Origin of the sequence: Chitinophaga agrisoli, assembly GCF_008386695.1 — a bacterium.
In the GTDB taxonomy this organism is placed as follows: domain Bacteria; phylum Bacteroidota; class Bacteroidia; order Chitinophagales; family Chitinophagaceae; genus Chitinophaga; species Chitinophaga agrisoli.
The window spans coordinates 999,682-1,016,079 of record NZ_VUOC01000004.1 but is presented as its reverse complement, the minus strand read 5'-3'; the positions used below and the strand labels follow the sequence as shown (position 1 = coordinate 1,016,079).

14 protein-coding genes and 1 tRNA gene are annotated in these 16,398 nt (G+C 44.4%); 7 read left to right on the top strand and 8 right to left on the bottom strand.

Going from position 1 to position 16,398, the window contains the following annotated elements; all coding sequences use genetic code 11:
* Positions 1-227 precede the first annotated feature (227 nt).
* Both F0L74_RS23220 and F0L74_RS23215 read right to left on the bottom strand, forming a co-directional pair.
* On the bottom strand, positions 228-1,055 hold the full coding sequence (locus F0L74_RS23220) for an SAM hydrolase/SAM-dependent halogenase family protein (RefSeq protein ID WP_149840302.1): 828 nt from the start codon (positions 1,053-1,055) through the stop codon (positions 228-230).
* 192 nt (positions 1,056-1,247) lie between these two features.
* On the bottom strand, positions 1,248-2,051 hold the full coding sequence (locus F0L74_RS23215; RefSeq protein WP_149840301.1) for an SDR family oxidoreductase: 804 nt from the start codon (positions 2,049-2,051) through the stop codon (positions 1,248-1,250).
* Positions 2,052-2,263: 212 nt separating this feature from the next.
* Here F0L74_RS23215 and F0L74_RS23210 point away from each other — a divergent pair.
* From F0L74_RS23210 to F0L74_RS23180, 7 genes are all read left to right on the top strand, one after another.
* Positions 2,264-2,336: transfer RNA gene (locus F0L74_RS23210), tRNA-Lys, on the top strand.
* A 249-nt stretch (positions 2,337-2,585) separates the two neighbouring features.
* Positions 2,586-3,845, top strand: coding sequence for a site-specific integrase (locus F0L74_RS23205; protein WP_149840300.1), 1,260 nt, complete (start codon positions 2,586-2,588; stop codon positions 3,843-3,845).
* A 705-nt stretch (positions 3,846-4,550) separates the two neighbouring features.
* Positions 4,551-5,240 (top strand): hypothetical protein, encoded by a 690-nt coding sequence (locus F0L74_RS23200; RefSeq protein ID WP_149840299.1) that lies wholly within the window; start codon positions 4,551-4,553, stop codon positions 5,238-5,240.
* A 159-nt stretch (positions 5,241-5,399) separates the two neighbouring features.
* Positions 5,400-5,693 (top strand): helix-turn-helix domain-containing protein, encoded by a 294-nt coding sequence (locus F0L74_RS23195; RefSeq protein ID WP_149840298.1) that lies wholly within the window; start codon positions 5,400-5,402, stop codon positions 5,691-5,693.
* A 2-nt stretch (positions 5,694-5,695) separates the two neighbouring features.
* Positions 5,696-6,718: a hypothetical protein gene (locus F0L74_RS23190; protein WP_149840297.1), complete on the top strand. Its 1,023-nt coding sequence runs from the start codon at positions 5,696-5,698 to the stop codon at positions 6,716-6,718.
* Positions 6,642-7,322 carry a P-loop NTPase family protein gene (locus F0L74_RS23185; RefSeq protein WP_213087060.1) on the top strand — a complete coding sequence of 227 codons (681 nt, stop codon included), beginning with the start codon at positions 6,642-6,644 and terminating at the stop codon, positions 7,320-7,322. The genes F0L74_RS23190 and F0L74_RS23185 overlap by 77 nt, the downstream gene beginning before the upstream one ends.
* Positions 7,285-7,740 carry a hypothetical protein gene (locus F0L74_RS23180; protein ID WP_188316128.1) on the top strand — a complete coding sequence of 152 codons (456 nt, stop codon included), beginning with the start codon at positions 7,285-7,287 and terminating at the stop codon, positions 7,738-7,740. The genes F0L74_RS23185 and F0L74_RS23180 overlap by 38 nt, the downstream gene beginning before the upstream one ends.
* 466 nt (positions 7,741-8,206) lie before the next feature.
* Here F0L74_RS23180 and F0L74_RS23175 read toward each other — a convergent pair whose 3' ends face one another.
* From F0L74_RS23175 to F0L74_RS23155, 6 genes are all read right to left on the bottom strand, one after another.
* Positions 8,207-9,172, bottom strand: coding sequence for an STING domain-containing protein (locus tag F0L74_RS23175; RefSeq protein ID WP_149840295.1), 966 nt, complete (start codon positions 9,170-9,172; stop codon positions 8,207-8,209).
* A gap of 57 nt (positions 9,173-9,229) precedes the next feature.
* Positions 9,230-10,252 (bottom strand): nucleotidyltransferase family protein, encoded by a 1,023-nt coding sequence (locus F0L74_RS23170; RefSeq protein WP_149840294.1) that lies wholly within the window; start codon positions 10,250-10,252, stop codon positions 9,230-9,232.
* A gap of 374 nt (positions 10,253-10,626) precedes the next feature.
* A complete protein-coding gene (locus F0L74_RS23165; protein ID WP_149840293.1) occupies positions 10,627-13,398 on the bottom strand; it encodes a hypothetical protein in 2,772 nt (923 codons plus the stop codon).
* 412 nt (positions 13,399-13,810) lie between these two features.
* Positions 13,811-14,428 (bottom strand): hypothetical protein, encoded by a 618-nt coding sequence (locus F0L74_RS23160; protein WP_149840292.1) that lies wholly within the window; start codon positions 14,426-14,428, stop codon positions 13,811-13,813.
* 1,342 nt (positions 14,429-15,770) lie between these two features.
* The gene (locus F0L74_RS33360; protein WP_188316127.1) at positions 15,771-15,920 is read right to left on the bottom strand and encodes a hypothetical protein; all 150 of its coding nucleotides are present in this window, start codon (positions 15,918-15,920) and stop codon (positions 15,771-15,773) included.
* A 1-nt stretch (position 15,921) separates the two neighbouring features.
* Entirely contained in the window at positions 15,922-16,374 is a 453-nt protein-coding gene (locus tag F0L74_RS23155) for a PIN domain-containing protein (RefSeq protein WP_149840291.1), read from the bottom strand.
* Between the last annotated feature and the right edge of the window lie 24 nt (positions 16,375-16,398).

The window sequence follows — 16,398 nt, the reverse complement described above, 5'->3', positions numbered from 1 at the left end:
CAATGTGGATATACCCCGCAAGCCTTGGGGGGAGTAACGTTGCAGTAACGTTTCAGTAACGTTGCAATAGGGTTGCAATAACCTTTCATAGCAATGTCATAGCAATGTTATAGCAATGTCAATGCAGTTTTGATGCTGTTTTGGTACAATGAGGCGCTGTGAGGGTGGCAATTTGGCCAGGGAGGGAGGCAGGAAACATTTTGGGGAAGGGCCTACCCGGCCGGTGATCATTCAAAGATGATCCGGACCGTTTGGTAAAAAGACAGGTTCTGGTAGCCGGAGGGTTGGGTAAGCTGATCACGGTGGAAGCTCTGGAGACCGAACAGACCGGCGGCATTGCCCTTATTAATGGCAATCTCGAGATAGCCGGCGGCGTTAAACAAGGCCAGTTTATGACCTTCCGGTACATCGGCATAGGTCTCTGAGACCTGGTTAATGACCTCATCCCGACGGAAAAAGATCCGGAACTTGCGGTTCCCGCGGTGGGTATTGAACTGCTCGCGGGTAATGTTAACCACCACATTCTCAAAGTTATCGATGTGGATGATCTGCCCTTCGATATAGTCATGACCGGTAAGGGGCTGCAGATTATTCTTAATGGTGATATCTGTAGCCGGCATCCCAATCTGCTCCAGGGGCTGGCCGGCCTGTAAGGTCTGCAATGCCTGGCTGAAACATTTGATGATGGTAAAGGTGTTTTTGGGCTGGGTAGTATCCAGGGGCAGCTTACGCACCTGGGTGGCCTGGCCGCCGGTGATCATGGTAATAAGGCCGTTATCCGCACAACCGATATATTGTCCGTTCCATTCCGCCAGCAATACATGATCCGCTTTTTTATCAAACAGGTTAATAAGCACCATATGAAAAGTACCGGCCGGGTACCAGGCAAAGGCACTTTTACAGATATACGTAGCCTGCGGGAGGTTAAACGGGGAGATGTGATGGGTAATGTCCGCTACATGGCAATTGGGACAATCCTGCCAGAGGAGGCCTTTAATGGCCCCCACGAGGTAGTCCTGATAACCGATGTCTGATGTTAGCGTAATGATGGACATGTAAAAAGTGGATGCGGCTCCTTATCCCGACCGGGCGAACATTCCCAAAATAGTGCCAGGTGGGGCTTAAACGAAATTTAAGTGCAAAGAAAAGTAAAAAAAGTGAGTTGGCGATTATTCTGCAACAGTTTACAGCGGGCAGTTTCAGGCTGGCTGGTAATATGCTGTGTAGTTAAATCGCTGGTTGTGGACCTACTTTAGCGGCGAATCAGGCTCTTTCCGGAACACGTTGAATACCATCTTATCCGCCAGACCCGGCATAAAGCGGTTAAGTAGCACCGCCAGCTTGCCTGTGCGTGTGAGCACCAGCTGGCGCTTGCGTTTGGCAATGGCGGTGAGGGTATGGCGGGCCACTTCAGCGGCCGTCATCAGCTTACTTTCATCCAGCGGCGTTTCTTTCTGCGACTGGCCATGCTGGTCCAGGGCGGTATTGCGTATATTGGATTCCGTAAAACCAGGGCATACCCACATGACGTTAACGCCTGTATGCAGATTTTCCGTGCGCAGTGCCTCGAGGAAGCCCTGCATGGCGAACTTGGAAGCGGAATAACCGGTACGCGCCGGCAGACCGCGGTAGCCGGCAATGGAAGAGATGCCCACAACAGTACCTTTGGTGGCAAGGATAGCGGGTAAGGCGAATTTAGTGCAGTAGACGGTACCCCAGAAGTTAACGTCTATCAGTGTTTTTAGCACCTTTAAATCGGCATCCTTGAACAAAGCGCGCATTGACATACCTGCATTGTTCACCAGGATGTTGATCTGGCCGAAGCGCTGAAGGGAGGCATCGATAAAGGCTTTGCAGTCTTCTTCTTTACTCACGTCTGCGATGAAGGTGAATAGGTTGTCTGTTCCTGGTTGATTTTTGAGGGCGTCAAGGGTTTCCTTGTTCCTGCCGCAGATAGCGACTTTAGCGCCCGTGCGGAGGAATGCGAAGGCAAGCGCTTTGCCGATACCGGAAGATCCACCTGTTATAACAGCCACCTGGTTTTTGAACATAAGTTTTTGCTTTTTTGCGGGTGCAAAAGTAGTGGAAGGAGAGGAGGCGCCGTAATTTTGTTATACACGGGTTTTGGGGGTGGTGGGTTGGAATACTTTGCTGTAGCGGGTTTGGGGGAATGGGAATAACTTTTTTAGACAAAAACTTGTTTGGAATAGAAATATGGCTATTTTTGCACCCGCTTACAGAGAAAAGATTTGATGTAGGTGAGGATTCCGTAGCTCAGTTGGTAGAGCAATACACTTTTAATGTATGGGTCCTGGGTTCGAGTCCCAGCGGGATCACGAGAACAAAGTTATACAGTATCAAAGCCGCATAAATCGCAGGATTTACGCGGCTTTTCTATTTTTAGCATATAAAGCTAAACCACCCCAAACCAATCTAAATGGTCGCGAAAAAGGTGACGTGACTCTAACCTATTTTTACGTCACCTTTTTTCTCCGAAAGGCTTACCCATAATGCGTTTAAAGAATTAAAACAAACCAAACAACACCAAACCAAACGCAAAAAAGTAACCAAAAAACACATTCGCCATGAAAGTGAGTCAAGAGTTAGCAATTTCATTCTGGCTGAGGAAGTACGACAAAAATCCTGGATCGTTACCGGCCATAACAGCGCGCATAATTATTACTGGATACCCCAAGGTCGATATTTCCCTGGGATATCAAATAGACCCCCAGAAATTCAACCGCAAAGCAGCAGAGGTCACCGGCAAATCCTTAGAGGCCATCGAAATCAACAAACATATATTGCATGTCAGAGGGGAACTGATCCGCTACTATAATCTTCTTAAAGCTGAAGGACCGACCGTCACTCCTCGAATGATAGCCAATGCCTTTCAGGGAATTGGCAAAGAGAGGAAAACATTATTGCAGACTATTGAATTTCACAATACCAAATTCAAAGAAAAAGTAGATGCAGGAAAAAAGTCTGAGGCTACGCTTAAAAAGTGGTACACCACAAAGGATAAACTGAAAGCATTTTTAAAAGCCATCTTCAAATTGCCTGATATTCCCCTGGAAAAAATTGATTATTCCTGTGCCGAAGATTTCTTTGACTATCTGACCCTTACGGAAGGCATAACAGATAACACCGCATCCAAATACCTTAAAAACACAAAGCAAGTATTGAAGCTGGCAGCACAACGGAAGTGGATAGCTATTAATCCATGGCATGGATATAAATGTTCCTATGTGGATCCTGAGCGGGACATCCTGGATATGGCAGAGCTCAGCACGTTATACTATAAAAACATAACCAATCCCCGGTTGGCAGAAGTTAGAGACGCATACGTATTTATGGCTCTTACGGGTTACGCCTACCAGGACGTATTGATATTAGAACCTGAGCACCTCGCCAAATTCTTCGATGGTGAAGACTGGATCATAAAAAACCGAGAAAAGACCTGGTGCCGGGAAAATGTGCCCTTACTACCGCTTGCTAAAGAAATACTGCAGAAATATAGGAACCACCCGTATTGTATCGCCAACAACCGGCTCCTGCCAATTAACAGCAACCAGCGCTTTAACAGTTATCTCAAAGAGGTCGCAGACATTTGCAGCATCAAAAAGAATCTCACCACCCATACAGCCCGCCATACGTTCGCTACGACCGTTACCCTCGCTAATGGTGTTCCCATTGAAACTGTTAGCGCCATGCTGGGCCATAAATCTATACGAACAACACAGATCTACGCAAAGATCGTTGCGGCCAAAGTGAGCAAGGATATGAAGGCATTAAAGGAAAACTTTAAGCTCTCATTACCTAACTCGCTATTCGAGTCAGCTGCGTAAAAACGCAGATGTATACTTCGTATTTACGTATAAACGTTTCAGTTAACAGCAAATTAACTGATAGACACATTGTTTATCAGTTAATTGCAATTGTAGCGAATCACGTTGTGCGATCAATCCAGTAGCCCATACCAACTATTCTATTATTGGAGATCTTTTATTGCTCACAACTGCATCTATATGTTAAATCAAACCACTATCTAACTTATGGCAAATAACCACCTATCTTTTTTTGAAAAACTAATCAACCAAATAATATCAAAGAAAGGCCGATCCAAAATATCCATTCCTTTTACCACCCTCGAAAAAATAAGGGAAGAAGGGCCCCGTATCCTACACTCATTTGCAACATCCCTATGTTATATCAGTGATCCAAATGAAATAGCACAACAGGTCAATACCCTAATGCAGCATATAATATTCTCACTTGATAGACTTGCTAAACGGATGCGAATAGCCGATATAGTTGAGATTAACAGGACTGGCGGGCGTCTTACTGAAACAAATATTGTTCACGTTATCTATAATTCGTTGTCGGGTCTCCTTTTGAACATTGAAAGGTCCTACGCCTCGTACTTTGATATTCACATTAAAGTGCCAATCGCGCATTTATACGCTATAAAAGAGCGTTACAGCAAGTCAGTTTATTCTATTTCCAAAGGATTTACAAAGTGTGGGATTAATGCAATTTTAGTAGATATCATTTTGGAATCTTTTGTTGACATTTTCCCAAACGGCGCCTCTTCTACTACCACGTACCATCGCCTCTTTTATCTTAAAAGATCCATCGAAAGATTTAGTTTAATTGGATCGTCTTCTTTCGAAAACATAGATCCCAACAGTCACCTGCATGATCTCCTCCTGGAATTTAACTTTAACCATCCCGAATATTATAAGTACCTGACTGCAGAAGCAAAAAAAGAAATGGAAGGCCTCCCATTACGGGAACAAATGGAATGGCTTATAAAATGGCAAAAGCACATCAACCAGGTACCCGTCCAGCCGGGTCTTATCTATCAGCCTTTAGATATCAGCCTCAAACAACACCTGCACAACTGGATCACTGCAGAAATGAACTACCTGAAGGAACTATCTCAACTCGCTGTTAATAACCCGTCCTCCGAAGAAGCCCACCGCTGGAAAAATTTCAAGATCTCCACCCAGCTTTCCGTCCCCCAATTGGGTAATATCCTAAAGCTACTGGTCAATGGGGGCTTTATTCTCAATGAGAATAAAACAGAGCTCCTGGAGTTTTGCTCCTGTTATTTTTCTACCGTACAGCAAAAGAACATCGCCGCCGGCAGCCTGCGGAAGAATTTTTACGCCGAAGATGCCGCCGTTTCCGAGAGCGTCCGCAGTATCCTTCAGCAATTAATCTCCCACTCTAAAGAGTGATAGTCATTCAAAATGACCTTTATTTTACCATTTTGACAATTTTATTTTCTTAATGTAATCTCATTTACAATAAGTTAAGGGGGTACCGTTACCCCTCCCGCCACTGTTCCCACGTGTTTAATCCCTATTCTTTTGCAGCCATAACCAAACACCGGAACTATGGCAGTAGAGATTATTACACGGGAAGATCTGGCCCTCTTTAAGCGGGAACTTATACAGGAACTCCACGAGCTATTTACCTCCACTAAGGCGCCCGCCACAAAAAAATGGGTTAAATCCTACGAAGTCCGGGAAATGTTGAACATCTCCCCCGGCACGCTCCAGAACATGCGCATTAATGGCACCATCGCCTACAGCAAAATAGGTGGGCTCATTTTCTATGACTATGATGATATCATCAAGCTCATGGAAAAGGACAAAAAATCTGCAGGTAAACCACAACGCGCCCATTAAGTATGCCGGTACAAACGAACTATATCCGGCACCTCAATGCCTTCTTCGCCCAGGGCCGGCAGGATAAACGGTTACACGCTAACCATATCAGCCTTTATGTATCCCTTTTCCAGATATGGAACGAACACCGTTTCCAGAATCCTTTTCCCATCCTGCGCGAAGAAGTCATAGACCTGTGCCATATAGGTTCCGCAAACACCTACACGCAATGCCTGAAGGATCTGCACGTATTTGGGTATATCCTTTACCAGCCAGGACCAAAGCGGGGAGCCCCCAGCCTTATTAGTATCCGGCGCCTGGACAGTGAACCCGAAAAAAAAATTAATACTGCCCAGCTGTCGTTGTTCCCCGGCATTCTTCTCGAAATGCCCTTTCCCTCATGCAGTCACGCCATCATCGGGCAGCCGATTAAAGCACAATCATCCCGAAAAACTGATCCCCGTATCAGCCGCAAAATTGAGACTGCCAGTCGCAAAATCGATACTGTCACCAGTCTCAAAATTGCGACTGTTAATTGCGAAAATGAAACCGGTAACAGTCTCAAAATTGCGACTGTCAATCGCAAAATCGATACTGATACCAGTCGCAAAATCGATACTGGATCAGTCGCAAAATTGCGACTGCCTAATAATAAACAAACAAACAGTAATAAACGAGAGATAGTAAACACGCGCTCCCACGCAAAAAAATCTAAAGATCATGAGCATGAAAATCATTCGCGCAAACCGACAAAGGGGCCCGCCGTGCCGCCGGCTGGCCCCCCACCAGTCCTGGACCAAGTACTGGGGTTCTTTCGGGACACCAGCTACCCGGACATGGAGGGCCGCAAATTTTTCCATCACTACCAGGCCAATGGCTGGCGCCAGGGCAACGGAAACCCAATCACGGACTGGCAGGCGGCCAGCCACAAATGGATGTTAAACGAAAAATTTTTAAAACCAGAAAACCATGATAGCAAACGATCAGCAGACAAACCCGGACGACTCCACGCCGAAGAAGACAAAAGCTACGAGGACCCCTTATAACTACCACGAGCTCCTCCAGGCACTGGAACAACAGGGTAAGACCATTTACGGCGCCCATTTCGCCCTGCAGGACATAGACCGCCCGGTGATCCTTAAACTCCTGGCTTACTTCCTGCAGGACGAACAGGTAGCGCTAACTGAGGGGATAGACCTGCACAAAGGTATCCTGCTCACCGGCCGCGTGGGCTGCGGCAAGACCTCCCTTATGAACATCATGCGCCTGATAACGCAGGAGGCCTATAAACCTATCATTATCTCCTGCAGGCACATTTGCTTCGAGTTCGGCAAAGAGGGGTTTGACATCCTCCGGCGGTACAGTACCAGCTCCTTCTACCCATACACCAGTATCCCGCGGGTATACTGCTTTGATGACCTGGGCCTGGAAACTAACGTCACCTATTGGGGCAGCAGCTGCAACGTACTGGCAGAGATCCTGCTATCCAGATATGACCTTTTTATTTCACACAAAATGATCACACATGTTACTACTAACCTTAATAGCAATGAACTGGAAGGGATATATGGCAATCGGCTGCGAAGCCGTATGCGCGCTATGTTCAATCTTTTTGCTTTTCCTTCCGAAACGACGGACAAAAGGCGATGATAACCCGGAAACGGATCCAGGCGCCGAACTCGAAAATGCGTTTCTTTATCCATCCTTTGTTAAGGAAAAGGGCTTCGACGAACGCGGTAATCTGATACTGATCATCTGCGGTAAAAAATATGTGGTCTATCCATTCGATACCCATATCGACGAAGCTATAAACCTGGCCAGCCGCTGGAGGCCGCATCAGGTCACTTACGATCGTATCGTGCACCTCCGCAGCTGGATCCGGGAGAATCACCAGCACGGCCATAACTTGCCATACAAAGATCTGGAGAGCATGAAATCATGCCGGCATTTCGTGGAGCGGGTGATCCATAGAGAGTTCGCACCGGCCAAACATTTGTTCGTCGAAGGGTATAGATACTGCCTGAAGGAAAACACCAGGATATTCTCAAATCATAGAAAGCAAGGCTGAACGTTCTTCCAGCATTGCTTATTCCAGGAGTCGGAACCAGTAAGGACCGCCTCCTGGAGGCATTTCAGGAATTTTGGTATCGAATTATATAACAAATTAGTGACTCTGATGCATACTATATAGACTACTATTTAACGTCTCATGGCCGAAGAAAATGCCACTGTGAGCCATAACGGCTATTACGTAAATTGTCATATTCCCTCTCATGGCTCACCTCACTTGGATATTTCCTCACCGCTTACCGATCGAGCCACACAATAGCCTTTAGTTCTTTCTATGATTGCAACCTGAGCCAATCCATTGTCTTTACTAACAGCATGTCAGCGAGCAACATTAGGATAGCACCTCTAGCGTCATCCGAGAAAGTATCAGGATAAAGATATTCGAGATACATCAAAAGGTTGCGCCCTTCCAGTAGGCGCAACCTTTTGTCGATGAATAAATTGTAAAAAATAATGTGTTATCATTAGATCTCTACCAGATCAATATTTACAATATCACGGGTAATACTGCTCTTTTTGATGAGGTATTGAAGTGTCCGATAAAAATTACGAATTTCTCTCCGTTCCATTGTCGCCTCTTTGAACGTTTGACCTATATGACGCTTCCCCGAATATAATTCGATCGCCGTATTTAGCGAATTCAACGTAATGGGAACATCTACTAGATGCAATGTTCCGTCGGATGCTTTATCTACATCAACAGAAAAGTCAAAGTCCCTGATTCCGATAGCCTTAATCTTGACCTTTTTCCAACCCTGTCGTAAGCGTTTAGCAGATATCTTGTTGTACATGTCTTCCGTCAAGTCTGTAGGAATCAAGATCGAGAATGTAAAATCTTTGATCAAGACCTCATCTTTGTCATTGAATGTCACTGGGCGCCGATCGTTTTTGCAACGTAACAACTCCGAAACAGCCTGTTCAACGAAGTTTTTAAAGTATCCGTGCGCCATTATTGAGGAAGGCAAGAAGCTAAGATGGAATGTTTTTTCTCGATCAGCGATGTACTTTTTAATTTTGCAGATTACGTCATTTAAGCCATCTTCAAATTTTGGATCGGTTTGCTTGGGAATGAAAGGCAAGGTGATACCTGAAAGGTCGGAGGGTATTTTTACACCTTCTTCGACCACATATAATACTTTTTCTCGCCCTAGGCCACCGGCAAAAAGGCCAAACTCGAAGATGACATTATCACGAGCAGTATCGAACGATTTAGAACGGCTGATAGTAACGTCATCGGCGGTGCCCACCAAAACCGCATAGTCATAGAACGGTATTTGCGATTGAAGATTATCGTAGTTACTAACGTTAAATTCAAATATTGTCGACCAAATGTCTGCTTCTGCAATGTCGGCCATGGCGGCAACAATCTTATCTGCAACGGGCTTCCCTTCTGAAGAGGAACCCACAAAAATTTTCGGTGTAAAATCCATATGTAGTTCAAGTAAGACTGCTGATCAACAATTTCAGGATGATCAGCAGTCAGTCGTTTAATAAGTTAAAATTCTTGATTTCGTCATGAAATTTGTCATGATCTCAACTTCGACATCAGCAATCAACTCGTCTAGATCGTTTTTGATAATGTTTAGTTCACGAACTAGATTCTGGCCTGATAACGGTCTTTCACAGCCGTTAGGGCTTCGTAGGGAGTTACGGAACTCCTCATTGTTAATTATCTTGTGAAGCATTGTCGATACAGCCTTAGCGATTTCTAAGTCCGCGATGGTGCCAGGGGTATATAGCAGCTGATAGTTTTCCATTTGGTGAACGATAGTCGTCAGATGGAAACTACTTAGATTTTCGATCTTTGCAGTTTCACAGTCCTCAACTAATGTTTTTAACAGCCTAATGGCTCGTCTGGATCCATCCGCAGTATCACCTCCTTTTTTATTCACACTACGTATATGAGCAAAAGGATAGTCTACTTTGGCATGCCGGGAACCGATCTTTATTCCGCGGTAGTAGATATCGTTGGTTCCTTCATATTCAGGGGTGTTATGCCAGAATGCAAACACTACATCGACATAACGGCCAAGGTGCTTGTTCTGAATAGTGACGCACTTGTCTTTCTCGGTTACATCATCATATTGTGCCTTCAGTATTTTAACGGCTTGCCTTCTAAATTCCGCAATATCCTGATTAGGGTCAGATTCCGTATAAGGAGAGTCATTGGGCATTCCCGGATGAATAAAATGATATCGTCTAATCAACGCCAGTAAATCTACGTCGCTGACCCGGATGTTTGTATCAGTTTCTACAGAACCTTGCCGCTCATAATCACGCTCGAAGTGTAAGTCTAGACTCGACTCCAAGTGATTTTTTACATTCTGCGAAGCCTGGATGGTTCTTGCATTAGATTTTGGACCAATAGGCATCATCGCTTCAAGTAAATACTTCACTTTTCCCGACAGGGCAGATGTGCTAAAATTTCTAGAAGTGAGCCTCTCATTAAGGAAAGAGTCGAATTTTCTGTTTTGTATGTTTTGAAGACGCTTATTATAGTTAAGTGCCATTTTGTAAGCTGTTAAAATTTTAAAAATAATGTCCCATTACGAAAGTAAGTTTTCGTATAACTGTTTTAAGTGTGATTTCATTAGAAATGAGCAAACACTTTCCCTACCTACAGCTTCCGCTGTATAAGCGTGGGGGAATTTACGGTGATGAATGGAAGAAATACTACTATGTGATCATAGTTTATTTTTTTGTCTCGTCCAGCGTTTATTTGTCGGAGCTAGATTTTGCCGGACATTTTGGCCATCCAGAAAATAATTGTATGTTTGGCCTAACAACCTGAATTTACAATGGGTGAACAGCCCATCTTTATCGCTTCCCCAAGCAGAAAAAAATTTTCGGTTGACGGAGGCCAATGTCAAGGCCTCCATTTTTTTTAATTATAGTTCAGCTCATTGATTAAGGCGTTTGTTTTTTGTCTTATTTCAATTATAGTGTCCTGCAGCTCAGTCCCAGCTTTCAGATATTCATTTGGAAACTTGTCTTTCATTTCCTCCATAAGCATAAAGTAAACAGGCTTAAGTATCACCTTCAAATCGACGCCATCATAACTTTCCTCAAAAAGTTGTAAACATTCAGCATACTCACGCCGTGCTAACATGTGAATCATGAAATCTGTCATCAACTGGGCAATGGTAGCAAGATCTTCTTCACGTTCATCATCATCATCATCATCATCTAAGATGTACTTTATTTTTGGATAAGTAGATTTAAATTTTTCCAATGCTTCGGCCTGGAAGTTATTCCATAACAGGATAATAGCATACCAGATGATACCTTGTGGAGTACTTTTATTAACCTCTGCCTCGTGATCCCTTAGGAGTTGTAATGCAATTCCCTTTTTATCTGATCGCCGCCTGCGATAGATGGCAGCAACTATGCAAAATATTGCTCCAGTAAACCCTAAACGGATGGCCTCCAAAAAATAGATGTCTGATTTTTCGTAGTCACCGGTTTCATCAAAATAGTGCCCGAGTCTGTGAGCACTTTGCCGATCGCCCGCGGCAACACCTTTCATCCAAATCTCTTCTGCTCTTTCCATATCCTTCCTCTCATAAAGGTAGAACGATCCTAAATGGAAGTGGCCATTGGGGCTTTTATTCTCAACTCCTTTTTTAAACAGTGCCTCTGCTGAATCGAGATCCGGCTCCGGTTTCCCGAGCTGTAAGAATGCGAGATTGTCGATGGCTTCCAATTCCCCCGACTTCATGGCGATTTCGAATACTGCTTCAGCCTCACTATCCATTTTCAGACGGCGATAGGCTTTACCCAGTCTTGTGTAGGCTCCTAACATACCCTTTCCTACTTCTTCAAGAGAGAGCTCAAGCGCTTTTTCATATTCTCCCTCCTTGTCGAATATAGCCCATAGCTGAGCGTAAGATTCCTTGAACTTTTTCTTAATGGCCAATCGATGGTACCGTTCGGCCTGTTCAATGTCTTTATGAATATAGTACGCGATATCACCAAGTCTGGCGGCCGCATAGAAATGTTTCGCCTTTAGAGCTATATCGAAATACTGTTCAGCCGTGATTGGGTCATCCAAAAAGTCGTCATACAAAAGACCTAGTGTCAATGAAGCCTTCCCATCCACAGGGTTTATTTCCAAAAATTTTTTGAATGATTCCACCGCCATTTCAAATTCAGCAAGTTCCATATGTAAATACGCCTTAACTGGATAATACGCAGGATCCTTGTTTCCTATTCGTTCGAGGGCCAATTTCGCTTCATCACCTTTACCAAGCTTTATTAGCTCATCAATCTGGCTATAGAGATCTTGTGCGGACAATCGTAATGTTCTGGCGACACGTTGGGGTAAAACTTTTTGAGATTCATCAAATAGAGAATATTTTACTGTCGCTGGCAGTTTTTTACAAGATAGATAGGTGTTTCCCATATCTATGGCGGTTTCTGCGTCAAGAGTACCCTCCTTGAGTTCGTTCAGGTACTCATTGACCCTGCGTACCAACTCATCTTCATCACACCAGATATCGAAAAACCGAACCAGCCATTTAACATTTTCCCTTTCGGCTCTTCTACCATGGCGCATCAGATACCAGATATTGAGGAATCTGTCCTTGATTCTGTAGAGCTTGTTTTTACCTTCCATTTTGACCCTCTCCACAACAGAAAACCTCTCCAGTGCAGAAAGTATGGAGGAAATGTTTTTGCTCTCAATCATTGTATCTCCCGCGATTTCTTTAACCGCAATAGCATCCCAATTCTTGGCTAAAACATCGACAACTTGCAACTGTTGAGTAGACAACCGATTTAACTCACCCTTATAAAGATCCGTAAGATCATCTACTAGTTTGTATAGATCCCGCATAGCTCTGCCAGCCGCATTATCCAAAAATATTTGAAACAGATAAACTATTATACGAGGAACTCCTCCAGTTAAACGCCGCAGTGCTTCCACACGCCCCGGGTGATTTTTTAAGATTGTTTCGATCTCATGCTCCTTTCCATATTCCCGGCCTATTCGCATAAGCAAATGTTCGCATTCTTGTTGGTTAAGACCAGACAATACCAATTTATCAAAGTATGCGAACTTTTCATCATGAAAATCAATGTAACCATCGCTGGCCGCAGTACTCGAACCTACAAAATTGATCAAGCCTTCAGTAGCCAAATCGTCAATTTGTTGCTGGCCCTCTGTTCCAAGCTTTTTAAAGAGCTCGTTAATGTTTTCGACAAAAATGATTAACCGCTTGCTATCATTTTTTAATTGTTGAGTTATTAGAGCCAATATGTCCCGACCATTGACCTTTCGGGTGTTCCGTAATACGTTTGCCTCCCTCACAAGCTGGGGCCAGTCAAACCAATCCTCTCCATACTCGATGACACGTAGCCATAGAGTGAGCGTATCAACGATGTTATATTGCTCTTCTTTAAACATAACGAGCAGAAATGAGCTACTCAAGCCTTCGTCCTCAATTCCATATTTAAGCCGATGCAGCAATGTCGTCTTACCAGAGCCTTTGGGACCGATGACAATGAGATTATAAGGGCTATTATTTGCCAAAGCTTTTCTTGCAAGGCTCAGAAGACGCTCATATTCGCCAAGCCGTACAACAAAGCCCTCGATGAGTCCAGCCTTAGATTTCGCGCCGGAATTATTCTTTAACAATATATCATAGTCCCTTCTCATTTATAATTTTTGCACTGCAAATGTACTGACGATTTTTTTATCGTTATCAATTTGACGATTTTTTTATCGTTAAATAACATATATATATTTATACAACACCTTAATTATTGAAATCTAACAAAATAATCATGAAGTTAAATATGAATTGTTATTTCACATTAACATCTGGAGTTCACATCGCTAATTAAGGACGCCAAAAAGTAAGAAAGTGAAGTATGTAGTATACGCTGTGGACTGTTAAACTAATACGCGCAATAGATCGGTCATAAATGTGTCAAAATGTGAGGTCTGTCAACAATGTGTAATCTAGGCACAAAAAGTTCATGGCAAATGTGCTGCGAATTTCTGTGTAATTGAATATGCCAATTTTGTGTCAGCGACCTCTCAAGCAGCCCAAAAGCGATAATTAAGATCAATGAGCTTGCTCCCAAATTTGATGTCCATTAAACGCCTGCTGCGCTTTGGGATTAGTCTCATCCTCCAGATAGGTCAACATATTCTTCATTCCAGTTTGCACAACCTGGAGCAAGAACCGAACATCCATTGTACATTTATTTATCTCAAAATCAACAAACAATGTATTTGTATCATATGGTGGATATGCAACGCTGCATCGCTCTCTCATAAAAAAGGAATGCATTACACCATGCCTGAAATATTCTTTAATCTTTTGTTTCCTGTCCTCGTTACTCAACTCATTTCTTCCTGCCAATTCAGCAAAAAATGTATGGGCCGAGCTCCCAAAATCATCATCATGTTTTACTTTCATCCACTGCCCCATCATATCAATTACTGAAAAACAAACCATAGCTATCGGTATCGTGCATCTGGAGACATTTATAAGGGTCCTCGACTCCTGGCTCTGCCCAACCCAGTCCCCCGGCGCCTTAGTCGTTTCATTTGTTGTTGTTGAAGACATCGTCGATATTTTTCCATTCGCATCTTCCGCAAGGCTCTTAAGCTTTTCTAAATCATTTTCTATAACGGTCACCATGTATGTGACCTGAGTACGAAAATCATTGTATGACATTACATATAATTTAAACTATTCTCTGCTTATTTTTAAATACTCCGTTTTTCTGAAATCTATTATAAATCTAAATATAAGTAAACAAATGCCCAAAACACTGATATAGAAGCCAAGGTGCGTAATAATTATAGATCTCGTGATCCGGCTTCAGTGCTACTATTTAGCATCGTTGCGTCGCACTCCGTTCATCCGCATTGCTACTATTAAGCAGTCCCTCTTCCCATCTCCATCACCATTCCTCAACTAACCGGGAAAGCGGTCTCACTGCGGTCACGGCAGGCAACCCGACGCGCCAGGTGCCGGCTTAAGTCGCGTTCCGCTCTGTTTCGCTTCGCTCCACATCGCTCCACGCGCCTACGCCTGCGCCTCCTTCGTCGGCGCCACCTGTCACGCGGCTTGCAACTGCCGCTCCCTCCGTTCGGGCAGCTACCGGCGTCTGGCAAAGGCCTTGTGGGCTTTCAAAAAATGTCCTCCAATTTTATCCGGCCTTTTGCCATCCGACCGCTGCCCATATTCGTCCGCCACCCGCCTTGCTGCCCCGGCCTTTCTCTTTTTGATCTGCCGTCCGCTCCGCTCCCGGCTACACTGAGGTCGAAGGCGCGGCCTGCAGTCCCCCGCGCTCGCCGCCCCCCGCACCATGCCTCCCCAGCGGCTCACGCTCCTGGTCCTGCGGCCGGGGCAGCGATGGCGGGGGGCGGCGGGAATCCTATTAAGCGACAGATCATAGCTACCCAGCATCATCCCCTGATCCATCAACCGACGAACAACCTTAGCGCAGACTGAAAGCTAAAATATATCAACTCTGGAAGGATCAGCATATCCTTACCTACAGGCAAAAAACAGCATCGCAAATTTATTGCGGCGTGCCCGCGCACAAAGCCGCCAAAAGGTTCGGCATAAAGCTTTAGTACTAACTCTCAACCACATATCCTGCACCAGCGTCATCAAGCCATCAGCCAGATCAATCCACGCATTTATTCCGCGTTCCTTTTGGCCTGGGCATACGCCGCAAATGGCTGGTCGCTAAGCTGTTTTTTGCTGCTTGTCATTTTTTCACCAACAAAACCTTTTATTATGAAATTGTTCTGGTATCATAAGTCCTCAATCAACGTTTATTTCGGGGAGTTCTTTTGCATTATCTGCGGCATAGGGTTCAATTATTCGCCGAGGCTTGATTGTCACTGCAATAAATGTGCATTTAGCACACTGCAGCACGATCTCTTATTAATACAAGATGAAACCCAGCGGGTGGAAATGAGGGAGAATATGAGGCGGCTCATACATTGTGGTTAACAGGTCGGGGCCAGTAATGCCCGACCTTCAATTAATGTGTATACAGGAACTAACGTCCCTGCATTTCACTATGATATTTTTGCATGGCTGCCTTCAGATCCTTTAATAACAGATCTGGCCTGTCCCAGTACTTTACGCTTAACTTCTCGCGTACCTTCCGTACCGCGGCGACAGCATCATATTTTTTACCTTTTCTCATCTTATACAGACTTTAGAATCTCCCGGGGCGTCCTGATCTCAATAATCCGGTATCCCATACGGGTATTAATGGCGTTATATAGTTTAATCCGGTCGAGGTTTACAATGTGCTTAAAATTCCAGGATGCCAGCACGTCCGCACTATGGAGGGTAGCTAAGGCAATATGCAAGGCATCGTTGTAACTCTTATTACTCAGCGCCCCCTCCGCGATATATGTTTTAGCCAGCCTTACAGCCTTCACGGTACTTTTTACCTCTATCTTATAACACCGGGGCACCTCTGCTAATTGAGCCATCACATCTTTACCAGCTTCCTGCAGCTCCAGTAACACCAGGTCCGACAGCTGTAGTATTTTAAGGCCGGTCTTAAATTCCTTGAAAAGCGCCTGGCTGTGCTCCATAAACTCAGGATCAAAGCAGCCGCCTATAACAGACGTATCTGTATACACTACCATAAAATTACAAAAAGGAAAGGGGGT

Excerpts from the sequence above, each read along its gene's own strand:
- F0L74_RS23205 (WP_149840300.1), top strand. The coding sequence starts at position 2,586 with ATGAAAGTGAGTCAAGAGTTAGCAATTTCATTCTGGCTGAGGAAGTAC.
- F0L74_RS23185 (WP_213087060.1), top strand. The coding sequence starts at position 6,642 with ATGATAGCAAACGATCAGCAGACAAACCCGGACGACTCCACGCCGAAG.
- F0L74_RS23165 (WP_149840293.1), bottom strand. The coding sequence starts at position 13,398 with ATGAGAAGGGACTATGATATATTGTTAAAGAATAATTCCGGCGCGAAA.
- F0L74_RS23160 (WP_149840292.1), bottom strand. The coding sequence starts at position 14,428 with ATGTCATACAATGATTTTCGTACTCAGGTCACATACATGGTGACCGTT.
- F0L74_RS23220 (WP_149840302.1), bottom strand. The coding sequence starts at position 1,055 with ATGTCCATCATTACGCTAACATCAGACATCGGTTATCAGGACTACCTC.
- F0L74_RS23155 (WP_149840291.1), bottom strand. The coding sequence starts at position 16,374 with ATGGTAGTGTATACAGATACGTCTGTTATAGGCGGCTGCTTTGATCCT.
- F0L74_RS23190 (WP_149840297.1), top strand. The coding sequence starts at position 5,696 with ATGCCGGTACAAACGAACTATATCCGGCACCTCAATGCCTTCTTCGCC.
- F0L74_RS23170 (WP_149840294.1), bottom strand. The coding sequence starts at position 10,252 with ATGGCACTTAACTATAATAAGCGTCTTCAAAACATACAAAACAGAAAA.
- F0L74_RS23215 (WP_149840301.1), bottom strand. The coding sequence starts at position 2,051 with ATGTTCAAAAACCAGGTGGCTGTTATAACAGGTGGATCTTCCGGTATC.
- F0L74_RS23175 (WP_149840295.1), bottom strand. The coding sequence starts at position 9,172 with ATGGATTTTACACCGAAAATTTTTGTGGGTTCCTCTTCAGAAGGGAAG.
- F0L74_RS33360 (WP_188316127.1), bottom strand. The coding sequence starts at position 15,920 with ATGAGAAAAGGTAAAAAATATGATGCTGTCGCCGCGGTACGGAAGGTA.
- F0L74_RS23195 (WP_149840298.1), top strand. The coding sequence starts at position 5,400 with ATGGCAGTAGAGATTATTACACGGGAAGATCTGGCCCTCTTTAAGCGG.